General features: G+C 69.8%; 22 protein-coding genes. 12 read left to right on the top strand and 10 right to left on the bottom strand.

The features are described 5' to 3' along the window. The first annotated feature begins 36 nt into the window (after window positions 1-36). From EV651_RS21750 to EV651_RS21740, 3 genes are all read left to right on the top strand, one after another. Window positions 37-1,284 (top strand): MFS transporter, encoded by a 1,248-nt coding sequence (locus EV651_RS21750; protein WP_133787041.1) that lies wholly within the window; start codon window positions 37-39, stop codon window positions 1,282-1,284. Continuing rightward, window positions 1,281-1,808, top strand: a complete 528-nt coding sequence (gene cpt / locus EV651_RS21745; RefSeq protein WP_133787040.1) for a chloramphenicol phosphotransferase CPT — start codon at window positions 1,281-1,283, stop codon at window positions 1,806-1,808. Before EV651_RS21750 ends, cpt begins: the two co-directional genes overlap by 4 nt. Window positions 1,809-1,894: 86 nt before the next feature. Further along, entirely contained in the window at window positions 1,895-2,269 is a 375-nt protein-coding gene (locus EV651_RS21740; protein WP_133787039.1) for a DoxX family protein, read from the top strand. On the opposite strand, the gene EV651_RS21735 is transcribed toward EV651_RS21740, so the two are convergent. Next, window positions 2,218-2,862, bottom strand: a complete 645-nt coding sequence (locus EV651_RS21735) for a TetR/AcrR family transcriptional regulator (protein ID WP_166658695.1) — start codon at window positions 2,860-2,862, stop codon at window positions 2,218-2,220. The genes EV651_RS21740 and EV651_RS21735 overlap by 52 nt on opposite strands. 63 nt (window positions 2,863-2,925) lie before the next feature. On the opposite strand from EV651_RS21735, the gene EV651_RS21730 reads away from it, so the two are divergent. Next, on the top strand, window positions 2,926-3,936 hold the full coding sequence (locus EV651_RS21730; RefSeq protein WP_133787037.1) for a hypothetical protein: 1,011 nt from the start codon (window positions 2,926-2,928) through the stop codon (window positions 3,934-3,936). Between the two features lie 22 nt (window positions 3,937-3,958). Then, window positions 3,959-4,552 carry a TetR/AcrR family transcriptional regulator gene (locus tag EV651_RS21725; protein WP_133787036.1) on the top strand — a complete coding sequence of 198 codons (594 nt, stop codon included), beginning with the start codon at window positions 3,959-3,961 and terminating at the stop codon, window positions 4,550-4,552. Here the strand turns inward: EV651_RS21725 and EV651_RS21720 are convergent. Then, window positions 4,549-5,646 carry an aldo/keto reductase gene (locus EV651_RS21720; RefSeq protein WP_133787035.1) on the bottom strand — a complete coding sequence of 366 codons (1,098 nt, stop codon included), beginning with the start codon at window positions 5,644-5,646 and terminating at the stop codon, window positions 4,549-4,551. The two genes, EV651_RS21725 and EV651_RS21720, sit on opposite strands and share 4 nt — an antisense overlap. Before the next feature lie 79 nt (window positions 5,647-5,725). On the opposite strand from EV651_RS21720, the gene EV651_RS21715 reads away from it, so the two are divergent. Next, on the top strand, window positions 5,726-7,672 hold the full coding sequence (locus EV651_RS21715; RefSeq protein WP_202870448.1) for a GMC family oxidoreductase: 1,947 nt from the start codon (window positions 5,726-5,728) through the stop codon (window positions 7,670-7,672). A gap of 109 nt (window positions 7,673-7,781) precedes the next feature. Here EV651_RS21715 and EV651_RS21710 read toward each other — a convergent pair whose 3' ends face one another. Together EV651_RS21710 and EV651_RS21705 are read right to left on the bottom strand one after the other, a co-directional pair. Beyond that, on the bottom strand, window positions 7,782-8,297 hold the full coding sequence (locus tag EV651_RS21710; RefSeq protein ID WP_133787034.1) for a VOC family protein: 516 nt from the start codon (window positions 8,295-8,297) through the stop codon (window positions 7,782-7,784). Between the two features lie 39 nt (window positions 8,298-8,336). Further along, window positions 8,337-9,008, bottom strand: coding sequence for a LysR family substrate-binding domain-containing protein (locus EV651_RS21705; RefSeq protein WP_133787033.1), 672 nt, complete (start codon window positions 9,006-9,008; stop codon window positions 8,337-8,339). Between the two features lie 33 nt (window positions 9,009-9,041). Between EV651_RS21705 and EV651_RS21700 the strand changes: the two genes are divergently transcribed. Next, window positions 9,042-9,419 carry a DUF5997 family protein gene (locus tag EV651_RS21700; RefSeq protein ID WP_133787032.1) on the top strand — a complete coding sequence of 126 codons (378 nt, stop codon included), beginning with the start codon at window positions 9,042-9,044 and terminating at the stop codon, window positions 9,417-9,419. Here EV651_RS21700 and EV651_RS21695 read toward each other — a convergent pair. Beyond that, complete coding sequence (locus EV651_RS21695) at window positions 9,412-10,143, bottom strand: alanyl-tRNA editing protein (RefSeq protein WP_133787031.1); 732 nt, start codon at window positions 10,141-10,143, stop codon at window positions 9,412-9,414. The two genes, EV651_RS21700 and EV651_RS21695, sit on opposite strands and share 8 nt — an antisense overlap. A 190-nt stretch (window positions 10,144-10,333) precedes the next feature. Here EV651_RS21695 and EV651_RS21690 point away from each other — a divergent pair, with 190 nt between their 5' ends. Beyond that, entirely contained in the window at window positions 10,334-10,546 is a 213-nt protein-coding gene (locus tag EV651_RS21690; RefSeq protein WP_133787030.1) for a hypothetical protein, read from the top strand. On the opposite strand, the gene EV651_RS21685 is transcribed toward EV651_RS21690, so the two are convergent. Then, entirely contained in the window at window positions 10,527-11,684 is a 1,158-nt protein-coding gene (locus EV651_RS21685) for a pyridoxal phosphate-dependent aminotransferase (protein ID WP_202870447.1), read from the bottom strand. The two genes, EV651_RS21690 and EV651_RS21685, sit on opposite strands and share 20 nt — an antisense overlap. Window positions 11,685-11,734: 50 nt before the next feature. On the opposite strand from EV651_RS21685, the gene EV651_RS21680 reads away from it, so the two are divergent. After that, the gene (locus EV651_RS21680) at window positions 11,735-12,619 is read left to right on the top strand and encodes an NAD(P)-dependent oxidoreductase (RefSeq protein WP_133787029.1); all 885 of its coding nucleotides are present in this window, start codon (window positions 11,735-11,737) and stop codon (window positions 12,617-12,619) included. Here EV651_RS21680 and EV651_RS21675 read toward each other — a convergent pair. Continuing rightward, a complete protein-coding gene (locus EV651_RS21675; RefSeq protein WP_133787028.1) occupies window positions 12,562-13,950 on the bottom strand; it encodes an FAD-binding oxidoreductase in 1,389 nt (462 codons plus the stop codon). The genes EV651_RS21680 and EV651_RS21675 overlap by 58 nt on opposite strands. A gap of 220 nt (window positions 13,951-14,170) precedes the next feature. On the opposite strand from EV651_RS21675, the gene EV651_RS21670 reads away from it, so the two are divergent. Together EV651_RS21670 and EV651_RS21665 are read left to right on the top strand one after the other, a co-directional pair. Next, window positions 14,171-19,687 (top strand): carboxyl transferase domain-containing protein, encoded by a 5,517-nt coding sequence (locus EV651_RS21670; protein ID WP_133787027.1) that lies wholly within the window; start codon window positions 14,171-14,173, stop codon window positions 19,685-19,687. A gap of 21 nt (window positions 19,688-19,708) precedes the next feature. Next, on the top strand, window positions 19,709-21,805 hold the full coding sequence (locus EV651_RS21665) for a transglycosylase domain-containing protein (RefSeq protein ID WP_133787026.1): 2,097 nt from the start codon (window positions 19,709-19,711) through the stop codon (window positions 21,803-21,805). Between the two features lie 11 nt (window positions 21,806-21,816). Here EV651_RS21665 and EV651_RS21660 read toward each other — a convergent pair whose 3' ends face one another. From EV651_RS21660 to EV651_RS21650, 3 genes are all read right to left on the bottom strand, one after another. After that, window positions 21,817-22,152, bottom strand: a complete 336-nt coding sequence (locus EV651_RS21660; RefSeq protein ID WP_133787025.1) for a hypothetical protein — start codon at window positions 22,150-22,152, stop codon at window positions 21,817-21,819. A gap of 69 nt (window positions 22,153-22,221) precedes the next feature. Next, window positions 22,222-22,446, bottom strand: coding sequence for a translation initiation factor IF-1 (infA, locus tag EV651_RS21655; RefSeq protein WP_133787024.1), 225 nt, complete (start codon window positions 22,444-22,446; stop codon window positions 22,222-22,224). A 2-nt stretch (window positions 22,447-22,448) separates the two neighbouring features. After that, on the bottom strand, window positions 22,449-23,204 hold the full coding sequence (locus tag EV651_RS21650; protein WP_133787023.1) for a GNAT family N-acetyltransferase: 756 nt from the start codon (window positions 23,202-23,204) through the stop codon (window positions 22,449-22,451). Window positions 23,205-23,423: 219 nt separating this feature from the next. On the opposite strand from EV651_RS21650, the gene EV651_RS21645 reads away from it, so the two are divergent. After that, on the top strand, window positions 23,424-26,855 hold the full coding sequence (locus EV651_RS21645) for an error-prone DNA polymerase (RefSeq protein WP_133787022.1): 3,432 nt from the start codon (window positions 23,424-23,426) through the stop codon (window positions 26,853-26,855). Window positions 26,856-26,859: the final 4 nt, after the last annotated feature.

The following is a 26,859-nucleotide window of genomic DNA, read 5'->3' as shown; positions in this document are numbered from 1 at the left end:
TGTCGAGCCGTTCGCCACGGCTCCGACGTACCGGGTATGACAGCCGAGCGAGTACTGCGGACCTATCTCACGTTGACCGTGGTGTCGACGGGTGCGTCGTCGATGATCTGGGGCATCAACACGCTGTTCCTGCTCGACGCCGGATTGAGCATCGGGAAGACCTTCGCCGCGAACGCGTTCTTCACGGCCGGGATGGTGCTGTTCGAGGTGCCGACCGGTGTTGTCGCGGACACGGTCGGGCGGCGTGCGTCGTACCTCCTGGGCACGGCCACCCTGATCGGGACCACGCTGGCCTACCTGGCGCTGTGGCGGACCCACGCACCGTTCGTACTCTGGGCGGTGGTGTCGATGCTGCTCGGTCTCGGGTTCACGTTCTTCAGCGGCGCGACCGAGGCCTGGCTGGTCGACGGGCTGCACGCGACCGGGTACGAGGGGTCGCTGGACGCGGCGTTCGCGAAGGGCCAGGTGGCGAACGGGATCGCGATGATGGGCGGCTCGATCGGCGGCGGCGTACTGGCGCAGCTGACGAACCTCGGGATGCCGTACGTCGTTCGCGCGTTGTTGCTGATGGCCACGTTCGTGGTGGCGTGGCGGTCGATGCGGGACATCGGCTTCACCCCGGCGCCGCGGACGTCGGTGCGGGGCGAGATGGCCGGGATCGTTCGGATGTCGCTTCGGCACGGGCTGCTCAACCGCCGGGTCCGCTGGGTGATGCTGGCCGGGCCGTTCACGGCCGGGGTGAGCGTCTACGGCTTCTACGCCGCGCAGCCGTACCTGCTCCAGCTCTACGGACACATCGGCTCGTATGCGATCGCCGGTCTGTCGGCCGGGATCGTCGCGGGTGCGCAGATCGCCGGCGGCGCGTCCGCGTCGTACATCTCCCGTCTGATCCACGACCGGATCGGGATCCTGATCGCAGCGATCGTCGCGTCGGCCGTCGTGATCGCGGTGATGGGTGTGGTGACGTCGTTCGGGGTGGCGCTGATGCTCCTGATGGTGTGGGGCACGTTGTTCGCCGCGATGTCGCCGGTGCGGCAGGCGTACCTGAACAGTCACATCCCGTCGGCGCAGCGGGCGACGGTGCTGTCGTTCGACAGCCTGCTCGGCTCGGCTGGTGGGGTCGTGATCCAACCGACGCTCGGTCGCTCCGCGGACCTCTGGGGGTACGGACCGGCGTACCTGGTCTCGGCCGCGATCCAGGCGCTGGCGGTCCCGTTCCTCGGGCTGGCGCGACGGAAATCTGTCGAAGGTGCAGTCGATGAACCTCTAGCCTTGCGGGCGTGACGGCTCGACTGATCATCATCAACGGCGGATCCAGTTCCGGGAAGACCGGGATCGTGCGGTGTCTGCAGGCGGTCCTGCCGGAGCCCTGGCTCGGGTTCAGCGTCGACGATTTCGTGGACGCGTTGCCCGCCGTGATGGACGGCGGCATCGAGATCGGGCCGGACGGCGAGGTGTCGGTCGGGCCCGCTTTCCGGGAGCTGGACGCGGCCTGGACCGCCGGGATCGTCGCGATGTGCCGGGCCGGCGGCCGGGTGATCGTCGACGACGTGTTCCTCGGCGGCGCCGGCTCGCAGCAGCGCTGGCGGGACGCGATCGGGGACGTCGAAGCAATCTTCGTCGGCGTCCGTTGCGATCCGGAGATCGCCGCGGGCCGCGAGCTCGCGCGCGGCAACCGCGCCCGCGGCATGGCCGAGCAGCAGGCGTACGTCGTCCACGAGGGCGTCACGTACGACGTCGAGGTGGACAGCTCGCACGCGGAGTCCGTCGAGTGCGCCCGCGCGATCGCCACCTACTTCGCTCCGTAGTGGATCCGTAGTCGTCACGGATGCCCGCTGCGGGCGGCCGGCGGGATCTTCGTCGTACCGGAAACACGACGACGAAGGAGAAGCTCATGAGTACGACGGTGACGACCCGCCGGACCGTCCGCCCGCGGACCGTGGCGCTGTGGGTGGTGCAGGCGATTCTGGCCGTGCTGTTCGTGATGGCGGCCGTGCCGAAACTGACCGGCGACCCGCTGATGGTCGACATGTTCAACGAGATCGGTGCAGGCCAGTGGCTGCGGTACGTGGTCGGGACGCTCGAACTCGCCGGGGCCATCGGTCTGCTGATCCCGCGCCTGTGCCGGCTCGCCGCGCTCGGTCTCGTCGCACTGATGATCGGCGCCGGCGCCACCAACCTGTTCCTGTTCGGGGCGTCGCCGGCGATCCCGCTGGCCTACCTGGCGGTCGCCGCGTCCGTGGTCTGGTTCCGCAGGCCCGCGAGATGACCGTCGACGACGGCGAGGGCGTGAAGGGTCTGCGCGCGGTGGTCCGCCGCCACGACCGTTTCGTCCTCGCCGTCGAGGATCCGGCGTACCGCTGTCAGATGGACAGTGCGGTACGCGGCGACGGCGAGCGCGGCGGTCAGCTGTGGCTCGGGTACGCCGGTGCGCGCCATCGCGGCAGCGGTCGCCTGCTCGATCTGCTCGAGGAGCTCGCGGGCGCGCGACTGCAGCGCCCGCGACTCGGCGACGACCTCCCAGAAACGGCGGAACCGCGCGCGGATCGTGGACAGCGGATGGCCCTCGTCCGCGAGTCGGACGAGCAGGCCGGAGAGTGCCTGCACCGCGGACAGGCCGTCCGGACGGTCGTCGATCGCGGCCACCACCATCGCCTCGGCCTCGGGGTACCGGTCGAACAGCAGGTCCTCCTTGCGGGCAAAGTGCGCGAACACCGTCGGCCGGGCCACGTCGGCCGCCTCGGCGACCTCCGACACCGACACCGCGTCGAACCCGCGCTCGAGAAACATCGCGGTCGCGAACTCCGAGATCCGCGCCCGGACCTCGGCCTTCTTCCGCTCGCGGCGCCCCTGCTGCTCCATGGCACCAACCATACTGGATAAAAAGATGTACTGAGTATGAGTTTAGTTGCTAGGCTGCCGGTCATGCTGACCATCGGGGTGAACTACGACACCGGCCTGCGGTACGACGGCCGCAGTACGCGGGAGCGCTTCGACGCGGCGGAGGTGCGCCACGACCTGAGAGTGATCGCGGACGAGTTGCACGCGCCGGCGGTCCGGGTGTCGGGAAACGATCCGGATCGGCTCGTGCCGGCGGGCGAGGCGGCGCTGGCGGCCGGGCTCGACCTGTGGTTCTCGCCGGTGCCGATGGATCTGGAGCCGGACGAGTTCATCGCTTTCCTGACCGACTGTGGTCGTCGTGCGGAGACCCTGCGACAGTCCGGTCGAGGTGAGGTCGTTCTGGTGCTCGGATGTGAGCTTTCCGTGTTCTGCAAGGGATTCGTCCCCGGTGAGACCTCGGGGGAGCGGCTGGCGCTGATGGCCGACCCCGCGACGTGGACCGATCCGGCCAAGCTCACTCAGTTGCAGGCAGGGCTTGCCCGGTGGGGCGACGTACAGCAACAACTGGCGGCCGCCGCGCGGGGCGTCTTCGGCGGCCGGATCACGTACGCCGCGGGCCTGTGGGAGGACGTGAACTGGGACCTGTTCGACATCGTCAGCGTCGACGCGTACCGGGACGCGGCCAACGCGACGACCTTCGCCGATGAGCTGGCCGGACGGAAGAAGTGGGGCAAGCCGGTGGTCGCGACCGAGTTCGGCTGCTGCGCGTACCGCGGCGCGGCGGGCCGCGGTGGGACCGGCTGGATGATCGTGAACCGCAGCGTCGACCCGCCGGCGATCGACGGCGCGTTCGAGCGGAGGGAGGAGGAGCAGGTGGAGTACCTCTTCGAGCTCGTCGAGGAGTTCGACCGGATCGAACTGGCGGCGGCCTTCTGGTTCAGCTTCGCGGGATTCGCGTTGCCGCACCGGCCGGACGACCCGGAGCATGACTTCGACCTTTCGTCGTACGGACTGGTCGCGGTCGACGACGACGGCCACTGGGAACCGAAGCCGGTGTTCGCGGCGCTGGGCCGGCTGAACGAGTCGAGGAGCTGAACCAGCGGGTACATTTGGGCGCGTGCTGACGGCGAAGGGTGCGGCGACCAGGGAGCGGATCGTGGCGGCGGCTGCGGCCGAGATCCGCGAGCATGGGATCAGCGCTGTGAAGCTGGACGACATCGGCCGGCGCAGCCGGACCGGCAAGAGTCAGCTCTTCCACTACTTCCCGGACGGCAAGGAACAGTTGCTGCTCGCGGTCGCCGAGCGCGAGGCCGAGCAGGTGCTCGAGGACCAGGAGCCGCACCTCGGACAGCTGACCAGCTGGGACGCGTGGAACGACTGGCGGGACGCCGTGGTCGAGAAGTACCGGCGGCAGGGCGTGAACTGCCCGCTCGGCGTACTGATCACCGAGATCGGCCGGCACACCCCGGCCGCGCAGGCGGTGACCGCCCAGTTGCTCGCGCAGTGGCAGCGTCGGCTCGAAGTCGGCATCGAGGAGATGAAGGCCGCGGGCGAGATCCGTGCCGCTGTGGATCCCGCCCGCGCCTCGGCCGCGCTGATTGCCGCGATCCAGGGCGGCGTCGCGATCCTGATGTCGTCGGGAACGTCGACGCATCTGGAGTACGCGCTCGACCTGTGCCTGGACTACCTGCGGACCACCGCGGCGGACTAGCTCCAGTTGACGACCGGCGGCCGGTAGCCGGCCGGCTTGTCGGCGACCTTCGTCCCCGGGCTGATGATCCAGTTCTGGTACTCCGGTGTGAACATCCGGTAGACCGACGACGGCGGTACGGCGCTCGCGTCGTCGAGGGCCGCGCGTAACTCGGCCGGCAACTCGAAGCCGAGGGCGGCGATGCTGGACTCCAGTTGCTCCGGACGGCTCGCACCGACGATCGCGGACGCGACACCAGGCTGCGTCGCGGCCCAGTTGACCGCGACCTGGGCCATTGTCACGCCAAGCTTCTCGGCCACGTCGCGCACCGTCGTCAGCAGCTCCCACTGCCGGTCCGACCAGGTTTGCCCAGCGGCGCCGTCGCCGGTGAGCCGACCCTCGCCGGCCATCTGCCGGGTGTCGTCGCGCCGGTACTTCCCGGTCAGGAATCCGCCGCCGAGCGGGCTCCACGCGGTGACGCCCAGCCCGAGTTGCTGCGCGACCGGTACGTGCTCGGTCTCGATCGTCCGCTCGATCAGCGAGTACGGCAGCTGCAGGCTGACCATCGGGGTCAGCGAATGCGCGTCGGCCAGAGTCTGCGCGCGAGCGGCGTACCAGGCGGGTACGTCGGACAGTCCGGCGTACCTGATCTTGCCGGCGCGGGCGAGGTCGTCGAGGGTTCGGAGTACCTCGTCGACCGGGGTGATGCGGTCCCAGGTGTGCAGCAGGAACAGGTCGACGTAGTCCGTGCCGAGTCGGCGCAGGGACTCGTCCAGCGCGCGGATGAGGTGCTTGCGGCTGTTGCCGCCCGCGTTCGGGTCGCCGGAGTCGACGCTGTTGGTGGCTTTGGTGGTGAGGACCATCCGCTCCCGGACGCCGGCCTCGGCGATCAACCGGCCGAGGATCCGCTCGCTCTCACCCGCGGTGTAGAAGTCGGCGGTGTCGATGAAGTTGCCACCGGCCTCGACGTAGGTCCGGAAGATCGCCCGCGCCTCGTCCTCGGTCTTGCCGTACGGCGCGTGGAACCCGGCTTGCCCGAAGTTCATGGTGCCCAGTGCGAGCCGGCTGACACGCAGCCCCGACCGCCCGAGCAGGTAGTAGTCATCTAGTGCCATATCCACAGAGTTCCTCGGCAAAAATGGACCCACAAGTACAAAGCTGCGGGTGCCGGTAGTGCGTGAAAGGATTTTGCGCGTGCGCTTGTCTGAGGAGCAGCGGAGTGAGTTGGAGCGGTTGGCGGAGTTCGTGCTGCCGGGGGAGGGATGGGCGGCGGCGGGGTTTGTCGAGCGGGTGCTGACGGAGGATCGGCCGGACTGGGTCGGGCGGGTCGAGCGTGCGCTGGCGGACGAGGCTGGTGCGGATCGGGCCTGGCTGGTGCGGCTGATCGCGCAGGGGTACTACGCGCAGCCGGCGACGTGGGAGACGGTCGGGTGGCGGAGCGAGGAGTTTGCGCCGGTGCAGACCGAGTTGCGAGTGACGCCTCGGGACGAGCTGGGGGAGCGGTACGACGTTGTGGTGGTCGGCTCGGGGGCCGGTGGGGGTGCGGCCGCTCAGGTGCTGGCGGAGTCAGGGCGGTCGGTGCTGGTGGTCGAGCTGGGCAGCTACCCGTCGACGGAGTCGCTGGCGCGCGATCACCTCCGGAATCCGCGGTCCGTGGCGGGTCTGCCGGCGCTGACGGATCCGGACCCGGCAGGGCGCCCGCGGGTATCAGTGGTGGACGGTGTGCGAAGCCAGGTGCTTCCGCCGGACGGTGGGTGGGGGAACAACGCGTTCACGGTCGGCGGCGGCACGCGGGTGTACGGCGCGCAGGCGTGGCGGTTCGTCCCGCAGGACTTCCGGATGGCCACGACGTACGGCGTACCGGAGCGAAGTGCGCTCGCCGATTGGCCGATCTCGTACGACGAGCTGGAGCCCTACTACTCGTTGGCGGAGCAACGGTTCGGGGTGAGCGGCGGTGGCGTCGACCCGTGGCACGGGCCGCGGTCCATCCCGCTGCCGATGCCGCCGCTGCCCAGGACCGGGCCGGCTGATCTGTTGGCGGGAGCTGCCGAGCGACTGGGCTGGGGGACTCTCGACGTACCGCTGCTGATCAACTCGGTCGACTACCAAGGGCGCTCCGGATGCGTTCGGTGCGGTCTGTGCGTCGGGTTCGCCTGCCCGGTGGAAGCGAAGGCCGGGACGCACAACACCGCGCTGCCCGCAGCGCTCGCGACCGGGAACTGCACGCTGGTCACCGAGACGACGGCCGAGCGACTCGTCACCGACGCGACCGGCCGGGTGGTCGGTGTCGCGCTGGTCGCGAGCGACGGGTACGGCGGGATCTGGCGACGGACCGTGGCGTGCGAAGAGGTGGTGGTCGCGGCGGGTGCTTCGGAGACGCCACGGCTGCTTCTCAACAGCGCTCACGACGGCGAGCCGAACGGGATCGGCAACAACCAGGATCAGGTCGGCCGGCATCTGCAGGCGCATGTGTACGCCGGAGCGGTCGGGCTGTTCGAGGACGAGGTGGTCGATCTCGTCGGGCCCGGTGTCTCGATCGCGACCTGCGACTTCCGGCACGGGAACGACGGGATCGTCGGCGGCGGCATGCTCGCCAACGAGTTCGTGCCGACGCCCGCTGCGGTGTACGACTATCTGACCGGGGCCGGGCTGATCCCGCGGGCCGGTGCGGAGAGCATGCAGGCGATGCGGCGTGAGGTACGGCGGATGCTCCGGGTCGTCGGCCCGATCCAGGAAGTCACTTCGTCGGAATCCCGCGTCCGCGTCGATCCGTCCGTCGTCGACCGCTTCGGCAATCCGGTCGTGGTGACGAGTGGGTCGATCCATCCCGAGGACCTCCGCGCCCATCAGTTCATGAGTGCCAAAGCAAAGGCCTGGCTCGAGGAAGCGGGTGCGGTCCGGACGTCCGTCGGCGAGATCGGCGCGGTGGGGTCCGCCAGCACCGGCCAGCATCAGGCGGGGACCTGCCGGATGGGCGACGACCCGGCCCGATCGGTCACCGATCCCCACGGCCGGGTCTGGGGCCACGACAACCTGTGGATCACCGACGCCTCCGTCCACGTCACCAACGGAGGCGTCAACCCAGTCCTCACCGTCCTGGCTGGCGCACTACGTATCGCAGAACAGATCACCCGCGGCTGAAGCTGCCGTAACGACAGGACGTAGTCCTATACGTAGACGTCGTTGCCCGCGTGAGCCGGCCGCGGACTGGCCTCGATCGCCGGACACCTCCTGTCGTTAGCGCCCCAGATCAGCCGACGCGGGAGATACCTACTCCGCTGCGGGCCTCGCGGCCGTACTTCGTGATTTCGGCGGGGAGGTTGAGGCGGGAGATGCCGGTCTTGTTGCGGTCCTCGTCGGTGAGGAGGTCGGCGGGGATGATCCAGACGATCTCGAACTCGAGGCCGTCGGGGTCCTTGCCGTACAGGGACTTCGTGGTCCCGTGGTCGGACGCGCCGACCAGGGCGTCGTGCTCGCTGAGCTTGCCGGCCAGGTCCTCGAGGTCGCCGAGGGTGTCGACCTCCCAGGCCAGGTGGTAGAGGCCGACCGTCGTCCGTCCGGCGCCCGACGGTCCGGCCTGCGACCCGATCTGGAACAGGCCCAGGTCGTGGTCGTTGCTCGACCCGGGCGCGCGGAGGAACGCCGCGCCGGGAATGGCGTCGCCGGTCTCGGTGTAGCCGAAGCCGAGGACGTCTCGGTAGAACGCGACGCTCGCCGCGACGTCGCGCACGTACAGGACCGCGTGGTTCAACCGGAAGATCGCCATACCAGAGATAGTAGTTGAAGCCTCAACTTATTTCCAGTGCTAGCGACGGCGACGGGGTTTCTTCGGCCGGGCCGGCTTGGCAGGCTGGGCGGCCGGCTTCTTCTGTCGTGTGGGCGTAGCAGGCCCGCGGGTGCTGTTCGTGGTCCGGCCGCGGACGATGCCGATGAAGTGCTCGACCAGTTCACTGGTCTCGTCCTCCGGCCAGCTCAGCGCTACCTGCGACTCCGGCACGCCGGTCAGCGGGCGATAGGTCAGGTCCTTGCGGTGGTGCAGCCGGGCCAGTGACTGCGGTACCACCAGCAGCCCGGTGCCCATGGCAACCAGCTCGATCGCGTCGCCGGTGCGGGCGGGGCGCTCGTCGATCAGCCGGCCGGGCGGGCGGTCCCAGTCGAGTACGTCGTCCTGCGGGTGCAGCATCAGCTCGTCGGCCAGGTCGTCGACGGTGACCTCCTCGGCCGCGGTGATCAGGTGGTCCTTGGGCACCACGACGACCGTCTGCTCGACGTACAGCGGGATGGCGTGCAGTCCGGTGCGGTCGATCGGGAGGCGCAGGAGGACGGAGTCGGCGGCACCCCGGCGTACCAGGTCAGGGGCGTCGGCGGCAGAGACCTGGACGAGTTCGAGCGGGACGCGGGGGAGTCGCTCCGTCCAGATCCGAACCCATTTGGCGGGTGTCACGCCGGGGACGTAGCCCAGCCGGAATCCGGTCACGGCTCTGAGGTTACCGGGCGTTACGCTGCTGCCATGACGGCGCGCAAGACACCCCAGACCATGAAGCCTGCCACGGCGGCGAAGAAGCTGGACGTGTACCTCCCGGCCACGCCCGCGGAGTTCCAGGAGGGCGTCGTGTCGCGGGACGAGCTGAACGCGCTGCAGGCCGACCCGCCCGAGTGGCTGCGGGAGCTCCGCCGGACCGGGCCGCACCCGCGGTCGGTGGTTGCGGCCAGGCTCGGCGTCTCGATCAGCGGCCTGGCCCGGGCCGGGATCACCGAGGCGCTGACCACGGACGACATCGAGGCCATCCGGGAAGAGAACCCGGACTGGCTGGAGCACGAACGTGCAACGCTGGCCGAGGTTCGCCGGCAAGAAGCGGAGCAGAAGAAGAAGCCGCGCGTCAGGTGATCCGGACGCGGAGGCGGCGGAAGCCTCTGCCTTTGCTCTCCATTTTGACGACCTCCATGCGGCCGATCAGCGCGGTCGAAGCGACGTGCGTGCCGCCGTCGGCCTGGGTGTCGAGGCCGGCGATGTCGACGATCCGGACGATCTCGATATCGGGCGGGAGCAGGTTCGTCGCCGTCCGGATGATGTCCGGGATCGCGAACGCCTCCTCGCGCGGGAGAAAGCTGGTCGTGATCCGCCGGTCGGTGCGGATCTCCGCGTTGACGGCCTCGGCGACCCGGTCCTTGAAGTCGGGCGGTACGTCGGCCAGATCGAAGTCCATCCGCGCCGACAGCGGTTCCATGTTCCCGCCCGTGACGAGCGCGCCGAAGTCGCGGAACACCACGCCGGTCAGCACATGCAGCCCGGAGTGCGTCCGCATCAGCTGAGTACGCCGCTCGTCGTCGAGCGCCCCGCGCACCGCGGTCCCGGCCGCCGGCACCGGGTCCTCCTCGTGCGGCACCAGGTACAGGTCGTCACCCTTGGTCGTCCCCACGATCCGCGTCCGCACGCCGCCCCACAGCAGCACACCCTGATCCGGCGGCTGCCCGCCGCCACCGGGGTAGAACGCGGACCGGTCGAGCACGATCCCGCGCTCCGGATCCACGCCGACGACCGTCGCGTCCCATTCGCGGACCGAGGCGTCGTCGAGGTCGAGCCGATGGGTATGCCCGTGCTGGTTGCTCATGATCAGCCAACTGTGTCACACGGCTGACCCCGCCGGATCCGACACTGTCAGGAGGGGGTGGGGACCATGCAGATCATCGAGAACAGCATCGTGGGGACCAGGTCCGCCGTACTGCGGCTGACAAGGCGCGGCGGCGGCCCTTGCATCGTGATCTTCCCGATGCTGCACGTGGCGGAACCCCGGTTCTTCCGTGCGGTCGAGTCCCGCCTGCGCGAGCGCGACCTGCTCCTCGTCGATCGGGCAGTTCTTCGCCGGCCGGCGCACGCTGCTGTCACCCGACATCGAGGTCGCGGTCGTGTACGGCGCCCGGCATGTTCCGGGGATCCTGCGCGGGCTGTACGGGCTCGGGTACCGGGTGGTCAGCGCTGACTGGTTGCTGGCGGTCAGCGCACAAGAGTCGTGAAGGCCTCCAGCGCCTTGCGGATGTTCTCGACCGAGTTGGCGTACGAGAAACGCAGGTGGTTCTCGCCGTAGATGCCGAACGACGTACCGGGCAGACACGCGACCCCGGCCTCGTCGAGCAACCTGTCTGACAGGACCGCCGCCGACACGCCGAGCTCGCTGATGTTCGGGAACGCGTAGAACGCCCCACCCGGTTCCACACACGACACACCCGGTACGGCGTTGAGCCCGGAGACGATCACTTCGCGTCGTTCGCGGAACGCCTCGAGCATCCGGTCGACGTCGTCCCACGGCCCTTCGAGGGCTGCGATCGCGGCGTGCTGGCTGAACGCCGACGTACACGACACCGAGTTGATCATCAGCCGCGTCACCGGCTCCACCAGCGGCTCCGGGAACACGCCGAAGCCCAGTCGCCAGCCTGTCATCGCGAACGTCTTCGACCAGCCGTCGAGAAGGACGGTCCGGGAAGCCATTCCGTCGACGTCGAGCACGCTGTGGTGCTCCCCGTCGTACCGCAGCGCCCAGTAGACCTCGTCGCTCAGGACGACGAGGTCGTGCTCGATCGCGATTTCGGCGATCGCCTGCAGCTGTTCGGGCGTCGACGCGCTGCCGCACGGGTTGTGCGGGGAGTTGAGGATCAGCAGCTTGGTCCGGTCCGTCACCAGCGACCGCAGTTCCTCGGGGTCGATGACGAAGCCGTTCTCCTCCCGCAACGGCACCGGCACCGGCGTCGCGCCGGCGAAGGACGCGATCGACGCGTACATCGGGAACCCGGGGTCCGGGTAGAGGACCTCGTCGCCCTCCTCGCAGAGCGCCAGGATCGTGAAGAACATGATCGGCTTCGCGCCGGGCGTGATCAGCACCCGGTCGGGCGTCGTGCGCAGCCGGCCAGTGCGCTCCAGGAAGTCCGCGACCGCGGTCCGCAGCTCGGGGATGCCGGGCGCCGGCACGTAGTGGGTGAACCCCTTGTCCAGGGCCTGCTGCGCGGCCGCGATCACATGCGGCGGCGTGTCGAAGTCCGGTTCGCCGATCTCGAGATGCACGATCTCGCGACCCCGTGCCTCCAGGGCCTTCGCTTTCGCGAGAACCTCGAACGCAGACTCGGTCCCCAGCCGATCCATCCGGCCAGCAAGTTTCACGATGTGTCCTTCCGCGGTGGCTTCTCACACCCTAGTGCGATGATCGCGTGGTGAACGAAGCGAGGCGGGTTGCGGTCACCGGAAGCAGCGGCAAGCTCGGCAGAGCCGTCGTCGATCACCTGGCGGACCACGGTTGGGACGTGATCGCACTCGACCAGGCCGCACCGGCACGCGCCGACGTGACGTCGACGCGGCTGGACCTGACCGATTTCGGCCAGACCTACGAGGCGATCGCCGGGATCGACGACCGGCACGACGGCGTCGACGCGGTCGTGCACCTCGCCGCGATCCCGGCCCCGGGCCTGCGGCCGAACGCGGCGACGTTCCAGAACAACATGACCGTGACGTACAACGTGTTCTCGGCGGCGCTGCGAGCCGGCGTCCGCAACATCGTGTGGGCGTCGAGCGAGACCGTGCTGGGCCTGCCGTTCGACGAGTTCCCGCCGTACGTGCCGGTCGACGAGGACTATCCGCCGCGGCCGAACAGCACGTATTCGCTGGTCAAGACGCTCGAGGAGGAGCTGGCCCGGCAGCTGTGCCGGTGGCATCCGGACCTGAAGCTGATCGGGCTGCGCTTCTCCAACGTGATGTACCCGGAGGACTACGCGCGGTTCCCGGCGTTCGACGCGGACGCCCACGCCCGCAAGTGGAACCTCTGGGGCTACATCGACGCCCGCGACGGTGCACAGGCCGTCCGCAAGGCGCTCGAGTACGGCGTGACCGGGACGGACGTGTTCATCGTCGCGAACGCCGACACGGTGATGTCCCGGCCGAACGAGGAGCTCCTCGCCGAGGTGTTCCCCGGCGTAGGAGTCAAGCGCCCGTTCGGCCCGAACGAGACGTTGCTGTCGATCGAGAAGGCGCGCCGCCTGCTCGGTTACGAACCGGAGTTCTCCTGGCGGGGCCCGAACGGGAACAGCGTGTCCGGGTCGTAGGCCGACCGTACGTCGGCCAGTCGCGCGAGCGTGTCCGCCGGCCACGACTTCTCGTACGACCCCGGCAGCGCGAACCCGCCGGAGAAGTTCACCGTGGTCTCCTCGGACACCCACGGCTCGAGCCGCTCGAGGACCCCGTCGACCGTTGCCGGAAGCACCTTTTCGAACAGGCTCGGGTCCGGTACGCCGATCAGTGTCAGCGTGCACGCCCCACTCCGGCCGCCGACCGCGCTGCCCTCGGGCACGTCGCGTTCGGTCGCGCCGCCGAGGTGCCGGAGCTCGACCGCGACCAGCGGGAGCTGCTGCTCCGGGCCGGCCACGTCCAGGAACGTGGCGACGAACTCGGCGTCCAGCTCGGCCAGCATCAGCCCGCGGTCCCACGACGGCGTCGGGTCCTTCGGGTCGTTGTGGATCAGCGCGATGTCGCTCGCCGGCATCTCGCCGACGGCGTCGATCAGCGCCGGAGCGGCGGCGCGGATCGGCTGGAAGAGCCGCTTGCCGTCGGCCGCGTCACCGACGTACGCGAAACGCACGCTCAGCACCGTCTTGCCGCGCAGCGGTTCGGGGATGAACTCGAGCGGCGGCAGCCGCAGGATCACGACCGACGAGTTCGCGCTCTCCGGCAGCGCGTTCGTCCACTCGGCCCAGGTGGTCAGCGCGGCCGCGATGTGCTCCGCGTCGAAGAACACCGAGCCGCCGTACAGGGTGCGCATCTCGACGAGGCCGAAGTCCATCGCGGTGACGATGCCGAAGCCGCCCTTGCCGCCGCGCAACGCCCAGAACAGGTCCGGGTGCTCGGTCTCGTTCGCGGTCACCACTTCGCCGGCCGCCGTCACGACCCGGAACTCACGCGCCCAGTCGGAGGAGAACCCGTACGTCCGGGCGAGCGGGCCGAGGCCGCCGCCGAGGGTGTACCCGATGCAGCCGACCGCGTCGGACGCGCCGGTGATCGGCGCCAGCCCGTACGGCGCGGCCGCTGCGATCACCTCGGCCCACTGGGTGCCGGCCGCGATGTGCGCGACCTGTTCCTCGGCGTCCACGGTCACACCGGTCATCCGCCGGGTGGTCACCACGATCCCGCCCCGGATCGGGTTCGGGATGCCGTGGCCGGTCGCCAGCACGCGGACCGGCGTACCTGTCTCGGCCGCGGCGCGGACCACCGCGACGGCGTCGGCCTCGGACATCAGCCCGACCACGACGTCCGGCGTGTGCGTCACCGCCAGGTTGAACCCGGACAGCTCCTCGTCGTACCCCTTGTCGCCCGGTGCCAGCACCGGTCCGGCCACCTCGCCCCGCAGCCGGTCGATCAACGCGTCGGTCACGTTCTTCATCCCCTCCCAGAAGCCCTGCCCTGGAGGTTTCCACACCCCGGGGTCAGGGTCACAGCCGGGTGTCGGCCGGGGTGGTAGCAGAGCTGGAAACACGCCTAGGAGGGGGGCCGACTCGACGGTAACGGCGATGGGCTGAAAACCTGTGCCAGCGACACCTGTCTCCTGCGATCCAGGGGAGAGGTCTGTCCGCGAAACTCAGGGTGAGACACGGAGGCGGTCGATGTTCAAGCGTATCGCAATAGTGAACCGGGGTGAAGCCGCGATGCGGCTGATCAACGCGGTCCGCGAAGTCAACGCCGAAGGCGGTGACCCGATCGAGACCGTGGCCTTGTTCACCGACGGCGAGCGCACCGCGACCTTCGTGCGCGCGGCGGACATCACGTACCCGCTCGGGCCGGCGTCGGCCCGGCCGTACCTGGACCTGAAGGTCCTGGAGCGCGCACTCCGCGAGACCGGGGCGGACGCCGCCTGGGTCGGCTGGGGCTTCGTCGCCGAGGACCCGGCGTTCGCGGAGCTGTGCGAACGGATCGGCGTGACCTTCATCGGCCCGTCGGCCGACGCGATGCGCAAGCTCGGCGACAAGATCGGCTCGAAGCTGATCGCCGAGGAGGTCGGCGTACCGGTCGCGCCGTGGAGCCGTGGAGCGGTCGAGTCGCTGGACGCGGCGCTCGCGGCGGCCGGGCGGATCGGGTACCCGTTGATGCTCAAGGCAACGGCCGGCGGCGGTGGCCGCGGCATCCGGGTGGTGCGCTCCGCCGAGGAGCTCTCCGATGCGTATGCGCGGACCAGTGACGAGGCGGCCCGTGCATTCGGCAGCGGTGTCGTGTTCCTCGAGCGGCTGGTCACGGGCGCGCGACATGTCGAGGTCCAGGTGATCGCGGACGGTGAAGGTACGGCGTGGGCGCTCGGCGTCCGCGACTGCTCGGTGCAGCGCCGCAACCAGAAGGTGATCGAGGAGTCCGCGTCCCCGCTGCTGTCGGCGTCCCAGGTCGACGACCTGAAGGCGTCGGCCGAGCGGCTGGCGATCGCCGTCGGGTACCGGGGCGCCGCGACGGTCGAGTTCCTGTACCACCCGGGGGAGAAGTCGTTCGCGTTCCTCGAGGTGAACACCCGGCTCCAGGTCGAGCACCCGATCACCGAGCTGACCACCGGGTTCGACCTGGTGAAGGCCCAGTTGCACGTCGCGTCCGGCGGCCGCCTGGAGGGCGTGCGGCCGATCGAGAGCGGCCACGCGGTCGAGGCCCGGCTGAACGCCGAGGACCCGGACCGCGACTTCGCGCCGTCGCCCGGGCGGATCGCCGTACTCGACCTGCCGGCCGGACCCGGCATCCGGGTCGACACCGGCGTGAGCGCGGGGGACACCATCCCGGCGGACTTCGACTCGATGATCGCGAAGATCATCGGGTACGGGCGGACCCGCGAGGAGGCGCTGGCGCGGCTGCGGCGCGCGATGCAGGCGACGACCGTCCTGATCGAGGGCGGCGCGACCAACAAGAGCTTCATCCTCGAGCTGCTCGACCAGCCCGAGGTGATCGACGGCAGCGCCGACACCGGCTGGATCGACCGCGTCCGCGGCGAGGGCCGGCTGGTCTCGCACCGGCACTCCGGTATCGCCCTGGTCGCGGCCGCGATCGAGGGGTACGAGGACGCCGAGCAGGTCGAGCGCACCCGGTTGTACGAGACCGCGCACGGCGGTCGCCCGCAGGTCCAGCACGAGGTCGGTCGCGCGATCGACCTGAAGCTGCGCGGCGCGAGCTACCGGGTGACGGTGGCGCGGATCGGTCCTGAGCGGTTCCGGGTCGGCGTCGGCAACGGCAACGACCACCTCAAGGTGGTGGACGCCGAGCTGGAGCGGCTGGACGAGTACCGGAGCCGGCTGGTCGTCGGCGGGCAACGGTTCCGCCTGGTGACGGCGACCCACGGCCCGGTGCACCTGGTCGAGGTCGACGGCGTCACGCACCGCGTGAGTCGCGACGAGGGCGGCGTACTGCGTTCGCCCGCGCCTGCGCTCGTGGTGGCGACGCCGCTGCAGACCGGGGCCGAGGTCGAGGCCGGCGCCCCGGTGCTGGTGCTCGAGAGCATGAAGATGGAGACGGTGCTGTACGCGCCGTTCAAGGCGACCGTGAAGGAGCTGCTGGTCTCGACCGGCAGCCAGGTGGAGACGGGCGCACCCCTGCTCCGGCTCGAGCCGCTGGCGGACGACGCTGCCGCAGTCGAGGCCGCTCCGGTTCAGAACGGCGTACAGCTGGATCTGCCGAACGGGACTGGGGAGAAGTCCGCGGCCGAGCGGCTGGAGCGCGGGCTGGACGACCTGCGGAGCATGCTGCTCGGGTTCGACATCGACCCGCAGGACGAGGGCGGCATGCTGGCCGACTACCTCGCCGCGCGGTCCGAGCTTGCGCATCAGCGCTCAGGGCCGCCGATCGGTCCGGAGATCGAGCTGCTGACGGTGTTCGCGGACTTCGCCGAGCTGAGCCGCAACCGGCCGGCCGGGACGGACACCACCCTCGAGAACCGGGTGCACAGCCCGCGGGAGTACTTCTACACGTACCTGCAGAGCCTGGATCCGGACCGCGGCGCTCTGCCGGCCGAGTTCCAGGCCCGGTTGACCCGGGTGCTGAGCCACTACGGGGTGACAGGTCTGGAGCGGAGCCCTGAGCTGGAGGAGGCGGTTTTCCGGATCTTCCTGGCACAGCAGCGCTCGAATCCCGACGTACTGCTGGTGACGTCCGTGCTGCAGCGGTGGATCGCCGATCCGCTGCCGGAGGCGCCGCTGGACGAGTGCGTGCACGAGCTGCTGGACCGGCTGGTGCTGGCCACGCAGCTACGGTTCCCGGTCGTCGGTGACCTGGCCCGGAGTGTGCGCTTCCGGTGGTTCGACCAGCCGCAGGTCGACGCCGAGCGGGCGTCGATCATCGCGGGGGTGGGCGACGAGGTCGCCGACCTCGCGACGCTCCCGGACTCGCCGGAGCGGCAGCGGCGCATCGACGCGCTGGCCGCGATCCCGGAGCCGATCGTCCGGTTCCTCGCCGAGCGGCTGGAGGGCGGCTGGGGCGAGCGCGAGCCGATGCTCGAGGTGCTCGTCCGGCGGCACTACCGCGAGTACGAGCTGCACGACCTGCGCGAGTTCGCCGTCGACGGACGGCCGTTCGCGACCGCCGACTACTCGATCGACGACCGCCCGAGCCACCTCGTCACGACGGTCGGCACGGTCGCCGAGCTGGCGGACCGGGACAGCGGCCTGTCGCGCGCGCTGACCGACCGGATCGACGCCCGGACGGCGGGCCACGAGGCCGTCGTCGAGCTCTACCTGTACGGCCCGGACCTGCCCGACTCGCAGCAGGACGCCGCGGACCTGTACCGCCGGATGGTCGCCGACCTCCCGGTCGCCCAGCGGGTACGCCGGATCTCGGTCGCGGTCGCCCCGGGACAGGGCCGGCCGGTCTCCTACTTCACGTACCGCCCGGCCGGCGGGTCGATGGTCGAGGACGACAACGTCCGCGGCGTGCACCCGATGGTCGGCCGCCGCCTGAACCTGTGGCGGCTGCGGGACTTCCGCATCACCCGCCTCGACGCGCCGGAAGACGTGCTCCTCTACTACTGCGTCGCCCGTGACAACGAGGCCGACCGCAGGCTCGTTGCGCTGGCCCAGGTGCGCCAGTTCGCCGTCGTGCGTGACGAGGACGGGCAGGTCACGTCGCTGCCGCACGCGGAGCGCGCGATCTCGAACTGCCTGGAGGCGATCCGCCGGGCCCGGACCGCCCGCGGCGCGGCCGGCGCCAAGCTGGACATGAACCACGTCTGGGTGCAGATCTGGCCGGTGGTCGACGTCCAGGTCGACGAGGTGACCGCGCTGCAGCGCAACATCGCCCCGATGACCGCGGGCGCCGGGATCGAGGAGGTCCTGGTGCAGGGCGACGTGGTCGCGCCGGACGGCTCGATCAACCCGGTCGCGGCCCGGTTCTACTACCAGCACGGCGCCGGCGTGGTGACGTCGATCGAGCAGCCGCCGACCGGGCGGTTGCTGCCGCTCGACGACTACGCGCAGAAGGTGCAGCGGTCCCGGCGGCGGAACACGATCTACCCGTACGAGGTCAGCGGCATGGTCGCCGGCCAGGGCGGTTCGTTCGTCGAGCACGACCTCGACGACGCCGGCCGCCTGGTCCCGGTGGAGCGGGCGAAGGGCCTGAACAAGGCCGGCATCATCGTCGGCATCGTCACCACGCCGACCACGCGGTACCCGGAGGGCGTCACCCGGGTCGCGATGAGCGGCGACCCGACCATGGCGCTCGGCGCGGTGGCCGAGGCGGAGTGCTCGCGGATCATCGCGGCACTCGACCTCGCCGAGCAGATGTGCGTGCCGGTCGAGTGGTACTCGCTGTCCGCCGGCGCCCGGATCTCGATGGACTCCGGCACCGAGAACATGGACTGGGTCGCGAAGGCGCTGAAGCGGATCGTCGAGTTCACCCAGGCCGGCGGCGAGATCAACGTCGTGGTCGCGGGGATCAACGTCGGCGCGCAACCGTACTGGAACGCCGAGGCGACGATGCTGATGCACACCAAGGGCATCCTGGTGATGACGCCGGACAGCGCGATGGTGCTGACCGGCAAGCAGACGCTGGACTTCTCCGGCAGTGTCTCGGCCGAGGACAACTTCGGCATCGGCGGTTACGACCGGGTGATGGGCCCGAACGGGCAGGCGCAGTACTGGGCGCCGGACCTGAAGGGCGCCCGGGACGTGCTGATGACGCACTACGACCACACGTATGTCGCGCCGGGGGAGAGCGGTCCCCGGCGGGCTGTCACGAACGACCCGGTCGACCGGGACGTCACGCCGTACCCGCACGACGTCGCGGGCAGCGACTTCAAGACGATCGGCGAGATCTTCTCGGCGGCGACGAACCCGGACCGGAAGAAGGCGTTCGACATCCGCACGTTGATGCGGGCCGTCACCGACCAGGACCACCCGGTGCTGGAGCGCTGGGCCGGGATGGCCGACGCCGACACGGCGGTCGTGCAGGACGCGCGGCTCGGCGGGTTCCCGGTGTGTCTGGTCGGGATCGAGTCGCGGTCGGTGCCGCGGCGCGGCTTCCCGCCCACCGACGGGCCGGACACCTACACCGCCGGCACGCTGTTCCCGCGGTCGTCGAAGAAGGTCGCGCGGGCGATCAACTCGGCCAGCGGGAACCGTCCGCTGGTGGTGCTGGCGAACCTGTCCGGGTTCGACGGGTCGCCGGACTCGATGCGGAACCTGCAGCTCGAGTACGGCGCCGAGATCGGGCGCGCGATCGTGAACTTCCGCGGGCCGATCGTGTTCTGCGTGGTCTCGCGCTACCACGGCGGCGCGTTCGTGGTGTTCTCGAAGTCGCTGAACCCGTCGATGACGGTGCTCGCGGTGGAGGGATCGTTCGCGTCGGTGCTCGGCGGCGCGCCGGCGGCCGCGGTGGTGTTCGCGGCGGAGGTGGACGCGCGGACCGCAGCGGATCCGCGGGTGGCGTCCCTGGCCGAGCGGGTCGGCGCGGCCGCCGGTGCGGAGCGGGCGGCACTGGCCACGGAGCTCGCGGACGTGCGAACCGTCGTACGGGCAGAGAAACTGGGCGAGGTCGCGACCGAGTTCGACCGGGTGCACAGCATCGAGCGGGCCCGCGACGTCGGGTCCGTTGATGCGGTGATCAGTGCCCGTGAACTGCGGCCGAAGTTGATCGAGGCAATCAATTCCGGGGTACCCGGGGCTTGATCACTCGACTAGCCTGGAGGTATGCGTACCGGCAGGGGCGGTCGCAGTAAGGCTCGCTCGTTGATTCTGTTCATCGGCGTGAGCGTGCTGTCAGGTGCCCTGGCGGCGGGCCTGGTGATCCCGTTCGCCGGCTTCGCCGGCCGGGGATCCGAGCAGGTCGTGACGACCGTGGAGAGTCTGCCGCAGGAGTTCAAGAGCGAGCCCCTGGCCGTCCGCAGCCGCATCCTGGCGGCGGACGGCACGCTCGTCGCGACGCTGTACGAGCAGAACCGGGTGCCGGTGCGGTTGAGTGCGATCAGCCCGATCATGCGTAAGGCGATCGTGGCGATCGAGGACTCCCGGTTCTACGAGCACGGCGCGCTCGACCTGAAGGGCACGCTGCGCGCGATGGTCCGCAACGAGAGCGGCGGCGCGGTGCAGCAGGGCGGGTCGAGCATTACCCAGCAGTACGTGAAGATGAGCCTGGTCGAGAAGGCGAAGACCGCGGCGGAGCGGGCGAAGGCGACCGAGGTCTCGTACAAGCGCAAGCTCACCGAGCTGCGGTACGCGATCGGGGTCGAGAGCGAGCTGTCCAAGGACGAGATCCTCGAGCGGTACCTGAACCTGGCGAACTTCGGCGACGGGACGTACGGCGTCCAGACCGCGGCCCAGCACTACTTCCGGACCACGGCCGACAAGCTCACGCTCGCGCAGGCCGCACTGCTCGCCGGGCTGGTGAAGAACCCGTCGGGCTACGACCCGACCAACGACCTGGCCCGCGCCAAGGCCCGCCGCGACCTGGTGATCAAGCGGATGCTCGAACTCGGCGTGATCACCGTCGGCCAGGCGAACCACGCGCTCCGGACGCCGGTGATCGACCTGGCGAAGGTCGAGCCGGTGCCGAACGGCTGCGCCAACTCGCGGTACCCGTTCTACTGCGACTACGTGGTCTCCAAGCTGCTCGCCAACCCGGCGCTCGGCGCGACCGTCAAAGACCGCGACCACTACCTGAAGACCGGCGGGCTGCTGATCCGGACCTCGATCGACCCGAAGATCCAGGCCGCGGCGCAGGCCTCGATCGACAAGCACAGCAAGCCAAAGGACTCCGCGGTGGCCGCGATCACGATCGTCGAGCCGGGCACCGGGCTGGTCAAGGCGATGGTGCAGAGCAAGCCGTACGGCAACGGGCGCAACCACACGAACTACAACTTCAACGTCGAGAAGTCGTACGCCGGCGGGTGGGGCGGGTTCCAGAACGGCTCGACGATGAAGGCGTTCACGATCGCGGCGGCCCTGTCGAAGGGCATCCCGATGGACTACCGGATCAACTCGCCCCAGCAGATCGACCTGCGGAACAAGAAGTTCCGGACGTGTTCGGGGTGGACCCGCGACCCGACGTACCAGCCGAAGAACTCGACCCACAGCGGCAATCTGACGATGGTCGAGGCGGCGCGGTTCTCCACCAATACCTACTTCCTGCAACTGTCGCAGCGGACCGGGTTGTGCCCGATCGCGAAGATCGCGGCCAAGCTGGGGATGTACAACGGCCAGACCGGCGAGCCGCTCGACCAGGTGGCGTCGATGACACTGGGCGTCGGGTACGTGACGCCGCTGATGCTGTCGAACGCGTACGCGACGTTCGCGGCGCGCGGGAAGTACTGCAAGCCGCTGGTCGTCACCTCGGTGCGCGACGAGGCCGGCCGGCCGATCCCCGGGCCCGGGATCGACTGCCGGCTGGCCATTCCGCGGCAGGTCGCCGACGGGGTCAACCGGGTGCTGAGCCAGGTGATGATGCCGGGCGGCACCGGCGGGCGGCTGCGCTTCGGGATCCGCGACATGGCCGGCAAGACCGGAACGATTCAGCAGAACCTGGCCGTCTGGTTCTCCGGTTACACGCCGAACCTGGCCGCCGCCGCGGTCGTCGCCGACGCGAGCCTGCCGTACAAGAACCTGATGGGGCAGACCCTGAACGGCGACCGCATCCACGACCCGACCGGCTCCGGCACCGCCGGCCCGCTCTGGCAGACCGCTATGCAGGGCGCCCTGCGCGGTCTCCCGGTCGAACGGTTCGTCGCGCCGCCGAAGAAGATGATCGGCGACCCGAACCCGAAGCCGGCCGCGCCCGGGAAGAAGCCCTAGCCGAAGCCGCGTCAAAGGGGTCTGAGGTCGGTTCCCGGGACCCAGGTGATCTGTCCGTCCTGGTCGCGGAACCGCCCCAGCCAGACCCCTTTGTCGCGGATCCAGACGTCCAGCTCGCCGGTCGACCAGGTCGCCCGCTGCACCGGCTGCGCGGGATCGACGTGCCGTACGGCGTCCGCCGCGCGGGGACCGTGGGCGTCGTACTGCACGTCGAGATCGGCGGCGAGCTCCCGCGCCTGCGCCTCGTCGTCGATACCTGTTGCACGCCACCCGTTGACCGCACCGTCCCAGACGCCGAACCTGTTGGATCCGTCGTCGGACGGCCGAACCGTGAACCGACCAAGCATGTTTTCAGATTACCGCGTCATCGAACACATGTTCTAGTCTTGATCGGGTGAGGAGGTGTGTGAGATGCGTCAGTTCCGGTAGCGGAAGATGATCCGGCCCCGGGTCAGGTCGTAGGGGCTGAGCTCCACGAGGACGCGGTCCTCGGGGAGGATCTTGATGTAGTTCTTCCGGATCTTTCCGCTGATATGCGCTAGGACCTTGTGCCCGTTGGCGAGCTCGACCCGGAAGTTGGCGTTGCGGAGGCACTCGACGACGGTGCCCTCGACCTCTATGCCGCCTGCTGTTCTGGGCATCGTCAGGCCGCCTGTCCCGGCCGGCGGACCAGTTCCAGGCTGCAGCCCGTACGGCGCGCGCCCAGTCCCTCGAACAGCGCCAGCGCGGCGGTGTTGGTTTCGTCGACCTCCGCGGTGGCGGCTTCGAATCCCCAGCTGTGCAGACCGTCCAGCACGTGATCGAGTAATGCCCGGGCGATACCGTGCCGTTGCTCGGCTGCCCGTACGGCGACGAGCCCGATGCGCGGGCGCCGGGTCATCGTGGCTACCCGGACCAGTCCGACGTACCGATCGTCCCGCACCGCGACCGTGTAGTTCGACGGGTCGATCGGCCTCGTGCCGCCTTGCCAGGGCAGCACCTCTGCGGGCATTGTCTGCCAGCCGACTCCTGCTTCGACCTCGTCGCGGATCGCCTGGTCCAACTCGCGCAGCGGAGCCTCGTCGGCGGTCGTGATGACCACCCCCGGCGGCGCGGTCGCTCGGGAAGGGCCGGTGGGTACGACGAACTCCGCTTCGCGGCGTGATGTCGTGAATCCCGCGAGTACCCAATTGGTCAGGAGGTCGTGGTCGGTCTCGTCGACCACTGTGTACTGCGGCTGGTCAGCCACCATGGCGGCGGCGAGCCGGTTGAAGACGGTGTCGCGCCAGGTGTCGATGCTGAGGAAGGTCCGGCCGTCGAGGCGCCGCGTCGCGTGACCGCGGCCGACGACCAGGTCGTTCTCGATCGCGTGCCACTGATTGTCGGCGACGCGAGAGATCGTGAGAGGCGAAGTGTGCATAGGTGTTTCCTTTCGGGAGTGCTTCTCGAGGCGCTCCCGGCGACACCTACGTCAATCGCCCGCCCGTGACCACGGGAAGGGGAGCACCCATTGCGCTACAGCGTTCATCGGGGCATCACCTCCAGGCGTGTTTGTCACGGACCACGGCACGGTACCAACCTGGTCGCGCGCCGGCCAACCGATTTTAGCTCTCTCGAACACGTGTTCTAGTATGGATCCGTGGGCTACGACAATCCGCCGATCAAGTGGTCGGAGCTGGAGCGCAAGCTGTCGGACCGCTCGCGCCCGGGCAGCCACGGCGGCCGTCCGGTCACGGGCGACGGCGGAGACAGCCCTGCGTGGTCGCAGCACCGCGGGCCCTACGTGCCTTCGAAGGCTCTGGCCACCCGGCCGGAGCATTCGGTGCCGTACGCCGAGCTCCACGTCCACTCGAACTTCTCCTTCCTGGACGGCGCCTCGCAACCGGAGGACCTGGTCGAGGCTGCCGTCCGGCAAGGGCTGCACGCGTTGGCGCTGACCGATCACGACGGGTTCTACGGCGCGGCCCGGTTCGCCGAGGCCGCGGCGGCGTACTCGCTGCCGACCGTGTTCGGGGCGGAGCTGTCGCTGGGGCTGACCGGCCCGCAGAACGGGGTGGCGGACCCTGAAGGCAGCCACCTGCTAGTGCTGGCCGAGGGGCAGGAGGGGTACCACAGGCTGGCCGGTGAGATCACCGAGGCGCAGCTGGCCGGCGGGGAGAAGGGGAAGCCGGTCTACTCGTTGGAGCGGTTGGCTGCCCAGGGTCGTGACCACTGGGTGATCCTGACCGGATGCCGTAAGGGACTGGTCCGGCAGGCGCTGGAGCTCGGCGGGCTTGCCGACGGTCCGACGGCGGCCGGACGCGAGCTGGACCGGCTGACCGCGCTGTTCGGCAAGGACCGGGTGGTTGTCGAGCTGATCGACCATCACGTCCCCGCCGACACCACTCGGAACCGGGTCCTGGCCGGCCTTGCCGCCGATCGCGGCCTCCCGGTAGTTGCCACGAACAACGTTCATTACGCGACCCCGGCCCAGCACAAGCTGGCGGCCGCGCTGGCCGCCGTACGGGCCCGTCGCGACCTGGACGCGATGGACGGCTGGCTGCCGTCGAGCGGGATGGCGTTCGTGCGCTCCGGCGCGGAGATGACCGCCCGCTTCCAGCGGTACGACGGGGCGGTGGCGCGCTCGGTGACGCTGGCGGACCAGCTCTCGTTCGACCTCGCCCGGGCGAAACCGAAGCTGCCGCTGCGCGACGTGCCCGACGGTCACACCCCGATGTCGTGGTTGCGGCACCTGACCTTCGAGGGCGCCGCGAAGCGGTACGGGACGCGCGCGGCGCGCCCGGACGCGTACGGGCGGCTGGAGCGGGAGCTCGACGTCATCGAGGAGAAGGGCTTCCCGGGGTACTTCCTGATCGTGCACGACATCGTGAAGTTCGCGCACGACAACGGGATCCTCTGTCAGGGCAGGGGATCGGCGGCGAACTCCGCGGTCTGCTACGCGCTCGGGATCACCGCGGTGGACAGCATCCTCTACAACCTTCCGTTCGAGCGGTTCCTGGCCACCACGCGCGCCGAGGAGCCGGACATCGACGTCGACTTCGACTCCGGACGCCGCGAGGAGGTGATCCAGCACGTCTACGAGAAATACGGCCGGCACAACGCGGCCCAGGTGGCGAACGTGATCTCCTACCGCCCGAAGTCCGCCGTCCGGGACATGGCCAAGGCCCTCGGGTACTCCGTCGGTCAGCAGGACGCGTGGTCGAAACAGGTGGACGGCTGGAGCCCGGAGATCACGTCGACCCAGCACGACATCCCGCCGCAGGTGGTGGGGATGGCGACCGAGCTGCTGAAGTTCCCGCGGCACCTCGGGATCCACTCCGGCGGGATGGTGCTGACCGAGCGTCCGGTCGGCGAGGTGGTGCCGATCGAGCACGCCCGGATGGACAAGCGCACGGTCCTGCAGTGGGACAAGGACGACTGCGCGTGGATGGGGCTGGTGAAGTTCGACCTGCTCGGGCTCGGCATGCTGGCCGCGCTGCAGTACTGCCTGGACATGGTCCGCGAGCAGCTCGGGGAGTCGTGGGAGCTGCACACGATCCCGCGGGAGGAGGCCGGGGTCTACGACCAGCTCTGCCACGCGGACTCGGTGGGCGTGTTCCAGGTGGAGTCCCGGGCGCAGATGGCGACCCTGCCGCGGCTGAAACCGCGGCGGTTCTACGACCTGGTCACCGAGATCGCGCTGATCCGGCCCGGCCCGATCCAGGGCGGCGCCGTGCACCCGTACATCCGCCGCCGGACCGGCGAGGAGCCGATCACCTACCTGCATCCCAAGCTGGAACCGGTGCTGGAGCGGACCATGGGCGTGCCGCTGTTCCAGGAGCAGCTGATGCAGATGGCGATGGCGGTCGGCGAGATCGACGGCGACGAGGCCGACCTGCTGCGCCGCGCGATGGGCTCCAAACGCGGGATCGAGAAGATCTCGTCGCTGAAGGACAAGCTGTACGCCGGGATGGCGGGCAACGGGATCACCGGGGAGCTGGCCGACGAGATCTACGCCAAGATCGAGGCGTTCGCGAACTTCGGGTTCGCCGAGTCGCACTCGATCAGCTTCGCGCTGCTCGTCTACTCCAGCACGTGGCTGCGGCTGCACTACCCGGCCGCGTTCCTGGCCGCGCTGCTCCGGGCGCAGCCGATGGGGTTCTACTCACCGCAGTCCCTCGTCGCCGACGCCCGCCGGCACGGCGTCGAGGTACGGCGTCCGCACCTGGATCTCTCGGGGGTCGACGCGGGGCTCGAGCTGCTGGTCGAAGGGCAGGAGCTCACCGGGCCGACCGGGATGGACGAGTGTTTGGCGGACCCGCAGCCGTTGGTGGGCCCGTTCGATCCGAAGGCGCCGTTCGACACCACAGTGCATCGCCGGGACGGTGCGTTTGCGGTCCGGCTCGGGTTGTCCGAAGTACGCACCGTGGGGGAGAAGGGCGCGAAGCTGATCGTCGAGGAGCGGGAGCGGGGCGGGCCGTTCACCGAGATGGCCGACCTGGTCCGGCGTACCGGAATCACCGCGGCACAGGTCGAGGCGCTGGCGACCGCGGGGGCGTTCGACTGCTTCGGGCTCGACCGGCGGCAGGCCTTGTGGGAAGCGGGCCGGGCGGCCGAGGAGCGACCGGGGCAGCTGGCCGGGATCACCGCGGCCGGTCCGCCGCCGACGTTGCCCGGGATGAGTGACATCGAGGCCGACATGGCGGACCTGTGGTCCACCTCGATCACCACCGAGAGCCATCCGATGCAACGGGTCCGCGACCGGCTCCGTGCCGACGGCATCCTGTCGGCGGCCGAGTTGAAGGCGGCCCCGAACGGCGCCCGTGTCCGGGTCGCCGGCGTGGTCACCCACCGCCAACGCCCCGCGACCGCCTCCGGCGTCACGTTCATGAACCTCGAGGACGAGACCGGCATGGCGAACATCGTCATCACCGTCGGCTGCTGGCACCGCCACGCCGCCGTCGCCCGCAACGCCGCCGCCATGATCATCCGCGGCCGCGTAGAACGCGCCGGCGAAGTAACCAACCTCTCCGCCGACCACCTCCAACGCCTCCCCTTAGCCGCCCGCACCAAATCCCGCGACTTCAGATAACTCG

It is taken from the genome of Kribbella sp. VKM Ac-2571, from assembly GCF_004362255.1.
Classification (GTDB): Bacteria; Actinomycetota; Actinomycetes; order Propionibacteriales; family Kribbellaceae; genus Kribbella; species Kribbella pratensis.
The sequence above is the reverse complement of the archived record's forward strand: the minus strand, read 5'-3'. Positions and strand labels throughout refer to the sequence as shown.